Genomic DNA, 12,745 nt, shown 5'->3' with positions numbered 1-12,745 from the left:
CGGTCCTGACGTCTCAGTCTGGAATCAAACTAGTTAAGAAAACCCTAATTAATCTTGGCTGAATCTATGCCGTACCAGATAAAAAAGAAGTAAGACAAACCTCATTTCAGACTGGACCCTAATTAAATGGTTAGATCCTTTCATTAACGAGACGCCGGAACCGTTCCCTTGTCGTATTGTTATTGTTATTTAAATAAGGCTCTTTTCTCAAACTTTGTTGCTTTTGAATACAAAATGGTTTGAATTGGCTGTATTCCTTCGTATAGTAGACACTTTTTATGAGAAAAGAGCATGCAAACTTGATAAGGACCTCCAAAATAGGGGTCTATTACGTTAAAATCGGCTTTAGGATTTTAACAACAATTCTTACGAAAACAGCCTTAAATAAAAAAAGGTTTCCTCGTCTGGGAACCCTTTTTGTAGTGGACCATATAGTGATACCAATTCGTTTTTCTCTTTTACGTAAGGAAGCTAAACAATTACTATTCCCCGTCTCAGTAGATGCAAGAAATCCTTAAAGATAGAGGTGAGATTGATTGTTTTTTCTGCTTAAAATAATGACTTAAATACTATATTGTATACCTAAAACAATGAAAGCCCTACCTCTCTTTCATCCTTACGGCTCCTAGTCCGTGCCAGTGTGAATCAGGATTGCAAAAATCAAGCAACTATTTTATCGAGTTATTTGATGAAACTTTAAACATTCGTATAGGAAATTCAAGTAATAGAAATGGATTAGATTGTAGAAAAAACAAAAGTGGTTAATACTCTAATGGTGAGTTGAAGAAGTTGAATGTCTTTGAAAAGATTATTTTAATAATAAAGGTTATTTTCTGGAGATGTATTAAAGAAAATTTAACAGAAACTGTTTATTTGATTTTCAGTTATCCCTTTAATTAATCCCAGTTCACTAATCAAAAATTTATGTGCGTTATCTAACATTTGCTTTTCGCTTGTATTAAGTGCCTTTTCTTTCTTTATACGCATTAAATCACGTACAACTTCAGTACATTCTTGTATTTTACCTGTTTTTATTTTGTCCGTGTTCACTTTATACCTTTGTTTCCACGACAGTAAACGATCAGATTCTCCATGATGAAAAATGTTAATGATGTGTTTTAATGCAGTTATGTCAGTAACAGGTCGAATATTCGAACTCGATATTTTACCCGCAGGAATCATGACTTGCATATTACCGATTAACATTTTAATGACATAATACTGTTGTTTTTTCCCTGAGATTTCCTTTTCTTCTATAGCTTTAATTATACCTACTCCGTGCATTGGATAAACAATGGTATCGTCAATTTAAAACAAATAATCCACCTCCATATATGATAACCTTCTTAACCTTAACACACATATATATTTTTAGCAAATTTATAATAATATCATAAATTTATTTTCAGTGTCAACTACTTTTTCTTTAAAATCAGAAAAAATAAACACAGAGACACAGAGACGGTTCTCTCGTCTCAATCGTGAACCGAAATAATCATAGAAGTGCCTTGAGTATTCTTGTTTGAGTCCATGCCGTACGAGACTGTGCCAGAGATTACATGGTTATATTTTTTCCATTCACGAGACGCCGGAACCGTCCTCTTGTCGCGCAGAGCCAAAACAAAAAAAACACTTAGAGAATCGACTCTAGGTGTTTTCTGAAATCTATATCAATCATCATTACTCGTCTTGGAACCATCTGTGTGTTTTACGCCTTTACTTTTGTAAGGTTTAGCACTTTTTGCTTTGTTTGCACTAGCTTGCCAGCGGTTCCAACCTTTCTTGCCTGTTCCTCTGCCTGTTCCGCTTTTACCCTTGGTTTTACTCATTGAATCAACTCCATTATTCTTTACGTTGTTGTGCCGCTCATTGAATAGTCTTAACCATTTTACATTGGTAAAACCAAAAAGCAATGAAATATAAGCATATTACATTAGATAGTATTTTACCATCACACAATTATTAAAAACTGATCCCAGCAAAGGAATGTTTCCTTTGCTTCTATCTTGAGCATAGGTGATGGGGGCATGGGGTACCTCCTCTTGCTCCCAGTTAAACGCCTGGTTTCATCAACCAGGCGTTATCTTCATAATGATCATTTTAATTGCTGATATTAACGAACTTCCCCTCCAAAGCCTCAATATACCTCTTAGCGGATTTTTGAACAGATTGATGGGCATCTTCCTTAATGACCCGATGAAATGCATTATATAGTCTGTCAAACTTCAGGACGCTAACTTTAGCTGCCATCTTTTGAACCTTGTTAGCTGGCAATGGAATAAGGTTTGGATAACTATACATGAAACTGACCCATTGTCGATCGGCCACTATTTGAATAATATCACCAGTAAGAAGTACCCCTTGCTTGTTTATATCATTTTCCCAGTGTAAAACACTTCCCCCATTAAAATGACCACCCAAACGATGCAATGTTACACCCGCATCAAGCTCAAGGGAATCACCAGACCAGAAAATGATCCTGTCACTCGGCCTAGTGACCCACTGCCGGTCTGCTTCGTGGATATAAATGCTTGCTCCGAATCGTTCAGCCCATTCAACCTGTGTCGAATAATAATGCGGATGCGATAATGCGATGGCATCGATTCCTCCTAGGGAATGTATTTCCTTTTCTGTTTTTTCGTCCAGGTAGGTGATGCAGTCCCATAACAAGTTGAACCCTTCATTCCGAACTAAATAAGCTGTCTGCCCAATAGCAAACGAAGGGGCAGTGGTAAGGCTGTACAGTCCTTCCTCTTCTTGAACAATGGCATTTTTATATTCCCCTGAGTCTACAAGCTGTTGAAGCGTTGTCCATGACTGTCCATCTGGATGGACGTACTGCCTTTCGTCAGCGCAAATCAAGCAGCTTTCAGGAGCATGAGCAGAATCGGAATATTGGACACCGCAAGTATTGCATATATAATGGTTCATCTTGAACACCTTCCTATGATTTTTCTTATCTTAATTATAAGTAAACCATTAAACGAACTCTTCGGAAGAACGGTGTAACGTATCTACAACTTTTGGCTGAGGTTTTGAAGAAGCACAGGACGTACCTTTTGCTCCCATAACTAATCAAGGTACGTCCCCGTGCACCCTTGTCTCAGCAATAATTAAAAAGGTTTTTACAGGCATTTAGCGAATTCTTAATCTAATGGAAAGGAGATGGAAAAAGGTATGGTTAAAGACAGTAAGGCTACGGAAGTGAAGCGGTACACAATACAGCAGTTTTATGGGTCAGAGTCGATTACAGGTAACTCGATTTCGGCTGACGGAAAGAAAGTTTTGTTTTCAGGAGACAAGACGGGGATTTACAACGCGTATTGTGTGTCGGTTGAAGACGGTGTGAGGACACAGCTGACGCATTCTGAGGATAATGCAGTTCTTGTTTCGGGCTACTTTCCCGATGATCACCGCTTTTTATTTTTAAGCGATAAGGGCGGGAATGAAATCCTACATATTTATGTGAAAAATGAGAATGGCGAAGAGGTTGACCTCACTCCAGGGGAGCATGAGCGTGCGGAATTTTACGGCTGGAGCCAGGACGGGAAAAGCTTTTTCTACGGATCCAATAAGCGGAATCCTAGTTACATGGACGTCTATGAAATGGATATTGCTACTTTTGAACCTACATGTATTTTTACGAACGATGAAGGATATGAATTTGGGTCCATCTCTCCGGATAAGCGATTTATTTCCCTAGGAAAAGTGAACAACTCCAATGATTCCAATGTTTACATTTTTGACCGGCAACCGGAGAAGCTTAAGCATGCCACACCGCATGAAGGGAATATCCAGAACATCCCGCAGGCATTCTGCAAGAATTCCGAGAACCTTTATTTCCTTACGGATGAAAATGAGGAATTCCTCTATCTGAAAAAGTATCATATCGCTACGGGTGTAACAGAGGATATTGTGAAGGAAAATTGGGATATCATGTTCACGCGCTTCTCCAAACAGAATACCTATATGGTTTATGGGGTTAATCAGGATGCCAGTACTGTCGTTAAGGTCCTTCATATGGGCAGTGGGGATTATCTGGACCTGCCGCAACTTCCGGAAGGACAAATTTTGGACTTGAAATTTTCAGCGGATGAGAGTCTAATGACCTTCTTGTTTAATGGCCCGAATTCGCCTACGAACTTATATAGCTACGAGCTTGGGACATCTCAATTAAAACAGCTCACACATACCCTTAACCCAGAGATCAGCCAGGTTGACTTGGCCGACGCGGAAGTCATCCGCTACCCTTCCTTTGATGGCTTGGAGATCCCGGCAATTTATTACCATCCAAATGTGAAGGCAGACGAAAAGGCTCCAGCACTTGTCTTTGTCCATGGAGGTCCCGGCGGGCAGTCAAGAACGGATTACAATCCGCTTTTGCAATACCTGGCCAATAATGGCTATGCTGTTTTGGCAGTCAATAACCGCGGCAGTTCAGGATACGGTAAAACGTTCTTTAGCGCAGCTGATCTCAAGCACGGGGAAATTGACCTTGAGGATTGCATCCAGGCGAAGAAGTTTTTGCAGGGGCAGGCTGATATTGATGGAGAAAAGATCGGCATCATTGGCGGAAGCTACGGCGGCTATATGGTTCTTGCCGCGCTCGCTTTCAGACCTGATGAGTTCAATGTCGGAGTGGATATCTTTGGAGTCTCGAATTGGGAACGCACGCTGAAAAGCATTCCTGCCTGGTGGGAGAGCTTCCGAGATGCCCTCTACAAAAAAATCGGCAACCCATTTACGCAGACCGAATACATCCGGAGCATCTCTCCATTGTTCCATGCTGACAAAATCAACAAGCCGATGATTGTTTTACAGGGAGCAAACGACCCGCGTGTCCTGAAGGTCGAGTCCGACGAAATCGTGGCCGCATTAGAAAAGAACAACGTACCGGTGGAATATATCGTCTTCCCTGATGAGGGACACGGCTTTATGAAAAAAGAAAACAGGATAAAAGGCTATCAGGCCGTCCTGGATTTCTTGGAACAATATTTAAAACGATAATACAAAAAAATCGTCTGGAGTTTCTTCCAGGCGATTTTTTAGTGGGACACCAGAACGGTTTTCGCGTTCCATTCGGTAATCGAAATTAAATTAGTGTCTTTTTCCGAATAAACACAGCTCACTCTCTCCTACCGCCCCAAAAAACCGCAAATTTGGAAAAGAAATCATCTCACTCGCTCTCTATAATCTGGGTAGGCGTCGAGCTTTGTTATAATTACCCATTGGAAGATAAATGATATACTTATAAAAACATTATATATTAGGAGACTACTATTATGGTCATTCAGCCAAATATGTCCTCAAAATCTATCATTGATACTTGGGACAGCACCAAAGATGTCTTTAAAAAGCACAACATGACAATTTCAGAATCCCCTTTAGAAAAAGTAGTTGATGGAGATATTCTGGATTCACTTATCAAAGAACTAAATAATATTGTAGGAAGCTCTTCCGCAACCTGTGTCGAAGGTGGCTGACAACTACCATCCAAAAAGGAGTAGGTTACTCCTTTTATTTTTTTGGATGCTCAGGATCGGTACTTGTGGCTCATCCGCAAGTTGAATAATTAATAGAGAAGGCCAGGGTACATTATCTATTTTATACGATCAAAAATCTCTAAAAATTCATTAGGGAGAAATATGCTCCAAACGGTTCAACGAGATCTGCTTTTATTGATTCCCCACTACCCTGCTTCTTCTTTCCAATATGATCGTATCACGCCATACCCCATCCATTTTACCTATGCGCTCCCGCCGGCCCATTTCTCTGAAGCCATGCTTTTTATGTAATCTGATACTGCCTGCGTTTTCAGGAAAAATGCTAGATTGCAAGGTCCAAAAGCCATTCTGCTCACTTAATTCAATCAAGGATTTTAAAAGCAAGCTGCCAATCCCTTTTCCATTATGCTTTTGACTGACATACACACTCACTTCTCCGACACCTGCGTATACTCTCCTGCTCGATACAGGACTTAACGCGGCCCAACCCGCGACTTCTCCCTCTAAATGCGCAACAATCCGACATTCCGCATCATGACCGAGATCCCATTCCTCCCAGGAGGGTGCCTCCTTTTGGAAAGTTGCATGGCCAGTAGCAATCCCGTCAAGGTAGATTGCTCGTACCGCTTCCCAATCATCTGAACGCATTTTTTCTATATTAATAGAACCTTCCATATTGGCCACCTTGTCTTTCTTATTAAAGTAAGCTTTACCTTTTCAGGCGCAAAGGGACGTACCCTTTGTTTCCCTATACCCTGCTTGCTGAGCCTGGATCAATGTTTCGATTGTTGTTGAAAGACTTGTCTAAAGAAGTGATGAATGATCAATTTTGTCACTGATCACGAAATTAACGGCCATCATAAAATTGCTGTCTTTCATTCCACATTGCTTTTAACCGACTCCTTTTTAGGATGAAGAATAATTATTGAACCATTTTTGCAAGTTGTTCACAAGCTCAGGTTCGGATTCAGCAGAAACTTTTTTGGGCTTGAACCCTCCCAACTCCACCACTTCAATATGCTCTTCCCCTTCAATCTGCACGACGCAATAATCTTCATAGGGGGAAGCCTTAATTTCCCTGACATTTTTGTCTTGATAGAGTTCTAGAATGGCTTCAAGATCCTGAGGCGATGGGTGCCAATTCTTTTGTTCTCCACCCTTTGGGACGTTGCTTGATGATGAAGCGGATGTCTCGAACCTGTCCTGATGGAGTCGATTATAGATTTTTTGAAGCAAAGCAATGACTTCAGAAAACCCAACGAAAAGCATCCCTGTGGTAAAACCGGAAAACAGAACAGTCAAGGCGCTGCTCCAAAATAGACCACCCTCGGGTGCACTGGAACCAATGATGATCGCAAAGAAAAAACCGCCGATCATGATCGCAATCCCAATGACTCGTAACACTTTAGCAACTGAATTTTGTTTCTCCACTTGTTCTCCCCCGTTTTACACCTGGAGATTTCGAGCATTCCAGGAATATTATTAAATCTTTTTGCTAGTTTCAAAGAGAGCTTTCTATAATAGCCCCAACAACCCCGAATTTTACATTTTATTACATTATTAATAGTATTCGATTTCGACATATAAAATCCTTCCACACATTTCTATTCATCTATTTGTTTCAGTAACTTAAGCATACCCCTTTAGAAAATTACAAATATTGTCTAATATTGTGATAAAATGTATTGGAAAATATTAACTTTAAAGGAGAGTTAGGTAATGTACAATGCAGGTATACTAGGGATCGGAGCAAACATTCCGGAAACAGTCATTACAAACGAAGTGATCGCCAAAAGGTTTGGTATTACGGAAGAAGAGATTTACAGGAAGACAGGCATTTTGGAAAGACGCTATGAATCTACCGATGCTTCGCTTGCGGACATGTGTGAAGTTGCTGGAATACGGGCTATCAAAGATGCCGGAATTGATCCAACGGACATCGACATGGTCATTATTGGAACCAACACTCATGACACCCATATCACAGCTGCACTGGTACAAGACAGAATTGGGGCTGTCCAATGCGCAGGCCTGGACCTGCATTCTGGATGTTCCAGCTTTATTACCGCATTGGCAACAGGAGCCCAGTTTGTCCAGACCGGATTATACAAAAACGTGCTGGTCATTGCCGTCGATAAATGCTCTTCCCTCTTGAATCCCATGGATAAAAAGACTGCGCTGCTATTTTCTGATGGTGCTGCAGCTGTCGTTGTCGGGCAAGTTGGAGAAAACAAAGGGATCCTGGGAATCAATATGCAGATGGACGGAAGCGGAGGAAAATACCTTCATCTTGATGAAAATAAGAATATCAAGATGGACGGAAGGGCAGTCTTCGAATTCGCTGTCAACAAGTTTCCGGAGGCGGTTCACAGTGTATTGGAAATTTCAGGACTGAATCTATCGGATGTCGATTTCATCGTCCCGCACCAATCAAATCTGCGAATTATCGAAAAAGGAGTTGAGACTCTGGGATATCCAATGGAAAAAGTACATACAAAAACCATCCAATATTACGGGAATTCATCAGCACCAACAGTTGCACTTGGCCTTCATGAGGAAGTGAAGCAAGGAAAGATCAAGGAAGGAGATTTGGTAGTTTTAGTCGGGTACGGAGCAGGTCTCGGCTGGGGAGCCATCACCCTTCGCTGGGGGAAATAATTGCTTAAACTGAAGTGCGAGAGACACATAGACTGCGGAGTCACCGGGCATTCGACGATTTTAATCAAACGTTTGATTAACAGATACAAGAATCATAGATATTAGTGGACAGGCGTGGTTCTAGCGTCTCGCGCGGGAACCACCTGAATCCACTTTTTCAAGCTACTTCAAAATAGCTAACACCGTCTCCTTAAAACTATCATAGACATCAGACCAAAGTGCTGTTTCCTCCGTATACCTTTTTCTTAACGAACCAAAGGCTTCTTTTTGTTTTTCCGCAAAGGAAGGATCCTCTTTTGGCGGCAACGACGCACGGACTTCATCTACGATTTGCTGAGATTTGGGTGCACGAGGTCCCCACTTTCCAAGTAATTGTCCTTGATTATCCAAGATTAAAATCATAGGAATTGCCCGTCCGCCGTTTGTTAAGTGACGATCAATCAAATCTGTATCTGCATCCCGTAATGCCACGCGCACTTCAATATCTGCAGCTTCTGCTAGTTTGCGAATAATGGGATTAATCATCATCGCATCTCCACACCAATCCTCGGTAATCGTCAGGAAATGAAGTTGATGTTGTTTCAACTCTTCAGCAAATCCATCTGCTGGAAGCTGGAATTGTTCATACACAGCAAAGCTTTCCTCTTTTAACATGCTCATTTCATTCATATAAGTTTGTATTGATTTTCCCTCTTCGAAATACTGTTGTTCTGTTTTCATCTAAATTCCTCCCGCATTTCTATGGGCGTCGTGACGACACCCTTCTTTCACCTGATCTGGACTATCTAATAATACTTAATTCTATCTAGTCGAAACAGTAATCTTATTTTATAAAGTTTTTCTAAATGAATAGCACCATTTATCATAATCTAATTTCTCTTCATAAAAACGATGAGCTTTGTCTCGCTGAATTCCCGATTCTAATGCCACATATTCAGCTCCATTTTCTTTTGCCCAATTATGTATATAGCTTAATAATTTCTCTCCAAACCCAGATGATCGATAAGCAGGATCCGTTACCAGATCATAGATAAAAACGTGTCGTTTATTATAGAAGTTCACTCTCCAGCTTAAACCAGCTAAGGATACAATCCGATTATCTCTATATAAAGCATATAAAGTATATCCATCTTTCCTCATTTCCTCTAGTAACTCCAGGTATGTCTCTTGGGTCAACTCAGTACGTAACTGCTTCATAATTGGAAAAGCCTCTAACCATTGTTCTTTATCCGTTAATTCCTGTATTGTTTCTGCCGCAGAATTCATATTTACGCCCCTAAAAATTTTATTCATGATGATAAAGGTACTATCGTATTACCGATAAAACTGTATGTTCAATCCCCCTGCTGTCCTGCAACTTTTGCAACTGAGGAACAACAAATTCAGGTACAATCTTGTACTTATCGAGCTCATCGATCTCAATCCACTTGTGAACATATCCTTCTTCCATACCTTTGAACTCATTTTCATAGTTAACTAATTTATGGTCTTCCGGAATTTCCACAAGATAATGCATACCCAATTCCTGAATTTTTTTATTCTCTGTCTCTAAAAAATATTCCACTACCCAACAGAGGTTCATATGGTCAACTTTTAAGTTGAACTCTTCTATTAACTCTCTTTTTAACGTCTCCTCTGTTGATTCAAAATGCTCAACTCTTCCCCCTGGTAAAAACCAATTTTCACTATTAACTGGCCTTTGAAATAAGACCTTTCCATTTTGTTTGATAATCGCAGCAGATCTTAAGTGAAAGCTTCTATCATTTTTTATTGAGAACTTGATCATCATTTTGGTTCTCCTCCAAATTGCTATCCGCTACTTTCCCTTTTGCACAAAGGAAAATGTCACCGATGACGGGGACACTTTGTTCTATGCTCTTCTCTTTTCAACTGGTATAAATAAATCAACCCGGCACTTCCCTTCAGGATCTTCGGAAGGGTTATTCATATTGAATTCCAGATTATATCTTTGGTAATCGGCTGCATAATCGCTATTTGGCAGCCATTCGCCAAACATATATTGATAGGCAGAATGAAGTTTTTCAGGTTTTTCATAAAAGGAATACAAAGCATATTGCCCGCCATCCAATTTCCTGAATTCCATCTCTTTATGGTTTTCTTTAATAAATCCCTCTGGTATTGTAACGCAGGCATCGTGACGGCAATCCTTGCTTTCTACTTGGTCCGGATTATCTAAAGATACACCGATGAATGACTGCTGGGGAGGATATAGTCCATTGCTGACCGCCCAATTGATCAGCTTTACCCAGTGTTCCTGGGGTTCAAAATAACTCCCCGTCCGTCTTATATAGGCTATTTCCATTTCAGGTAAGTTCTTGATTAAGATATTCATTTTTTACATCCTCTTAAAAAAGATTTGGTCTGCCGCTAGTTTTGCGGTTTCCCATCCTTATTCATTATTCATAAAGTTTTGTCTCTCCAAGTAGTTGAGCACTGTTTGTGAAAATTCCTGATGCGATTCCTTCGTATACTTAGCTATCGTATAAATTTGGGCAAGGTTCTTTAATCCCAATTGCTCTGTCATTTCTTTTAGTTTTGGGACAGCCATATAGCGGTTCCAGCCTTTTTCATTACGATCTTTATAGATTTCCTGAATATCCTCATCTGAATAGTCGTGATACTGATCGTAGTGAACAAGTCCATGCAATGGCAGCCGGTCCCGCGGGGCAGGGTTTTCCGCCGGATACCCTAATGAATAGCCAACAATGGGAACGACATTTAGCGGTAGGTTCAGCAATTCACCAATTTGATCACAATTTGCAAGCGTAGAACCCATATAGCAAATGCCCAGTCCCTCATTTTCAGCTGCTAAAGCGCAGTTTTGTGCCGCCAAAGCTGCATCAATGGCCCCAATCATAAAGCTCATGTAATTATCAAAATGTACAGGTGCATCGTTGAGTACAAGCCATTTCCTCATCCTATTAAAATCCGCACAAAAGGTTAAAAGGATCGGCGCATCAACAACCATCGATTGCTCCATATGAGCATGGTATAACTTTTCCTTCAGCTCCTTGTCTTTCGTGACGATGATCGAATACGTTTGCATATTGCCACTTGATGAAGCACGAATACCCGCCTGTAAAATTCGGTCTAGCAGCTCTTGGCTGATTTCCCTATCTTCATATTCTCGGATAGACCGGTGCCCGTGAATCACATCATTCAATTCCAAAACAAATCACTCCTAATGATCAGCCTTTTGTTTCTATTATTCTAGTTCCACCAAATATTCCTTCAATCGTTCTTTTGTTTCTGGTAAAAGAGGCGCCGACTTCCTGGTGTGCTCGTCCATTTGCACGATGACGGTTTCTGCCACCGCAGCAAGCTTTCCATTTTGATAGATTCCTTGGAATAATGAAAAGGAACTATTGCCAACTCTTGTAATGGCACTGCCAATCTCCACTGTTCCAGGCCACCGTATTTCCGAAAGTAAATCCAGCTTTAGATTCGCTATGACAAAGGAAGCATTATCCGCATGCAGCGGCTCCTTTGCATATATTAGCTCCGTTCTTCCCGTTTCCAGGAAGGTTGAAAACAATGCGTTATTTACATGTCCCTGCCGATCCGTATCTGCATACCTGATCTTGTCATATGCCTTTAATGGGAAATCCTCATATTTAGGTCTCATCTGCATCACCCTCATTCCTCCTGCAACTATGCCTATAGATACATTGTTCAACACTTTTAGCCATAAATCCTGCTTCAACAAGAGACACAGAGACGGTTCTTGTGCTCACACGGGAGCCGAAGTATTTTTTAATTTGGCCAAGAATAACTCATTACAGACTGTACCTGAGATTATTTGGCTAGATTCATTAAATTCACAAGGACCGGAACCACCCCCTTGTTATTCCCCCATTCCCACCGAAAACTTTATCTATCAGGAAGTATAAAATTAAGTTTCAACAAACCACTTTTTAGGTATAAGTATCTAAAACTTTAATCACAGGAGGCGTCTTAATTGCCAAATGAGGAATTAGTCATTTATCAAGGAAAAGAATATATTATTGTGCATCAATATGATTCAGGCTATGTGGAAATCAGAAAGCTAAAAAGCAGAAGTATTGAACTGGTACACGAGTCGGAACTAAAACACTTAAGTAATTCTGATTCCTAGGAAAATGGTAATTTCGCAAAAATAAGACGCAGAATAAGGCAAAACAGAAGCTGGAACAAAGCTCATTTTATGGAGGTTAGATTCTTACAAATTATAGGACGCCGGACCCCTCCCATGTCTCCTTTTATAGGGGAAAGATGCCCTTATGTGAGCTTGACATCCTCCATAAGGGTATCTTTATGGGGAAAAGATGCCCTTATGTGACCTCGATGCCGTGTATAAGGGTATCTTTACGAGCGAAAGATGACCTTATGAGACCTCGATACTGTGCATAAGGGTGTCTTTTTACGCGAAAGGTGACCTTATGAGGCCTTGAAACCCTACATAAGGGTATCTTTATGGGCGAAAGGTGACCTTATGTGACCTCGATGCCGTGCATAAGGGTATCTTTATAGGAGAATGATGCCCTTATGAGACCTCGTTACTGTGCATAAGGGTATCTTTTTAC

General features: G+C 40.6%; 15 protein-coding genes. 4 read left to right on the top strand and 11 right to left on the bottom strand.

What is annotated here, in order from left to right; genetic code table 11:
* Positions 1–855: 855 nt before the first annotated feature.
* The 3 genes from J7E38_RS16005 to J7E38_RS15995 all read right to left on the bottom strand — a co-directional run bounded on the left by J7E38_RS16005 (position 856) and on the right by J7E38_RS15995 (position 2,931).
* Complete coding sequence (locus J7E38_RS16005; RefSeq protein ID WP_353049956.1) at positions 856–1,308, bottom strand: CarD family transcriptional regulator; 453 nt, start codon at positions 1,306–1,308, stop codon at positions 856–858.
* 362 nt (positions 1,309–1,670) lie between these two features.
* Positions 1,671–1,829, bottom strand: coding sequence for a DUF3934 domain-containing protein (locus J7E38_RS16000; protein ID WP_214706722.1), 159 nt, complete (start codon positions 1,827–1,829; stop codon positions 1,671–1,673).
* A gap of 271 nt (positions 1,830–2,100) precedes the next feature.
* A complete protein-coding gene (locus tag J7E38_RS15995) occupies positions 2,101–2,931 on the bottom strand; it encodes an MBL fold metallo-hydrolase (protein ID WP_214706723.1) in 831 nt (276 codons plus the stop codon).
* 246 nt (positions 2,932–3,177) lie between these two features.
* Here J7E38_RS15995 and J7E38_RS15990 point away from each other — a divergent pair, with 246 nt between their 5' ends.
* A complete protein-coding gene (locus tag J7E38_RS15990; protein WP_214706724.1) occupies positions 3,178–5,007 on the top strand; it encodes an alpha/beta hydrolase family protein in 1,830 nt (609 codons plus the stop codon).
* A gap of 275 nt (positions 5,008–5,282) precedes the next feature.
* Positions 5,283–5,483 carry a hypothetical protein gene (locus J7E38_RS15985; protein WP_214706725.1) on the top strand — a complete coding sequence of 67 codons (201 nt, stop codon included), beginning with the start codon at positions 5,283–5,285 and terminating at the stop codon, positions 5,481–5,483.
* 192 nt (positions 5,484–5,675) lie between these two features.
* Here the strand turns inward: J7E38_RS15985 and J7E38_RS15980 are convergent, their stop codons facing one another.
* Positions 5,676–6,179, bottom strand: coding sequence for a GNAT family N-acetyltransferase (locus J7E38_RS15980; RefSeq protein ID WP_214706726.1), 504 nt, complete (start codon positions 6,177–6,179; stop codon positions 5,676–5,678).
* A gap of 231 nt (positions 6,180–6,410) precedes the next feature.
* Positions 6,411–6,935 carry a hypothetical protein gene (locus J7E38_RS15975; RefSeq protein WP_214706728.1) on the bottom strand — a complete coding sequence of 175 codons (525 nt, stop codon included), beginning with the start codon at positions 6,933–6,935 and terminating at the stop codon, positions 6,411–6,413.
* Between the two features lie 288 nt (positions 6,936–7,223).
* On the opposite strand from J7E38_RS15975, the gene J7E38_RS15970 reads away from it, so the two are divergent.
* Complete coding sequence (locus J7E38_RS15970) at positions 7,224–8,162, top strand: 3-oxoacyl-ACP synthase III family protein (RefSeq protein WP_214706730.1); 939 nt, start codon at positions 7,224–7,226, stop codon at positions 8,160–8,162.
* A 162-nt stretch (positions 8,163–8,324) separates the two neighbouring features.
* On the opposite strand, the gene J7E38_RS15965 is transcribed toward J7E38_RS15970, so the two are convergent.
* The 6 genes from J7E38_RS15965 to J7E38_RS15940 all read right to left on the bottom strand — a co-directional run bounded on the left by J7E38_RS15965 (position 8,325) and on the right by J7E38_RS15940 (position 11,814).
* Positions 8,325–8,882, bottom strand: a complete 558-nt coding sequence (locus tag J7E38_RS15965; protein WP_214706731.1) for a thioredoxin family protein — start codon at positions 8,880–8,882, stop codon at positions 8,325–8,327.
* 108 nt (positions 8,883–8,990) lie between these two features.
* Positions 8,991–9,428, bottom strand: a complete 438-nt coding sequence (locus J7E38_RS15960; protein WP_214706732.1) for a GNAT family N-acetyltransferase — start codon at positions 9,426–9,428, stop codon at positions 8,991–8,993.
* A 40-nt stretch (positions 9,429–9,468) separates the two neighbouring features.
* Positions 9,469–9,951 (bottom strand): NUDIX hydrolase, encoded by a 483-nt coding sequence (locus J7E38_RS15955; protein ID WP_214706733.1) that lies wholly within the window; start codon positions 9,949–9,951, stop codon positions 9,469–9,471.
* Between the two features lie 81 nt (positions 9,952–10,032).
* Positions 10,033–10,515 carry an AraC family transcriptional regulator gene (locus J7E38_RS15950; RefSeq protein WP_214706734.1) on the bottom strand — a complete coding sequence of 161 codons (483 nt, stop codon included), beginning with the start codon at positions 10,513–10,515 and terminating at the stop codon, positions 10,033–10,035.
* A 57-nt stretch (positions 10,516–10,572) separates the two neighbouring features.
* Entirely contained in the window at positions 10,573–11,352 is a 780-nt protein-coding gene (locus J7E38_RS15945) for a nitroreductase family protein (RefSeq protein ID WP_214706735.1), read from the bottom strand.
* 36 nt (positions 11,353–11,388) lie between these two features.
* The gene (locus J7E38_RS15940) at positions 11,389–11,814 is read right to left on the bottom strand and encodes an acyl-CoA thioesterase (RefSeq protein WP_251030359.1); all 426 of its coding nucleotides are present in this window, start codon (positions 11,812–11,814) and stop codon (positions 11,389–11,391) included.
* Positions 11,815–12,141: 327 nt separating this feature from the next.
* Between J7E38_RS15940 and J7E38_RS15935 the strand changes: the two genes are divergently transcribed.
* A complete protein-coding gene (locus J7E38_RS15935; RefSeq protein ID WP_214706738.1) occupies positions 12,142–12,297 on the top strand; it encodes a hypothetical protein in 156 nt (51 codons plus the stop codon).
* Positions 12,298–12,745: the final 448 nt, after the last annotated feature.

This window comes from Bacillus sp. ISL-35 (assembly GCF_018613355.1).
Classification (GTDB): Bacteria; Bacillota; Bacilli; order Bacillales; family Cytobacillaceae; genus Mesobacillus.
Note: the sequence above shows the minus strand (reverse complement) of the source record. Positions and strands in the feature narration are given on the sequence as shown.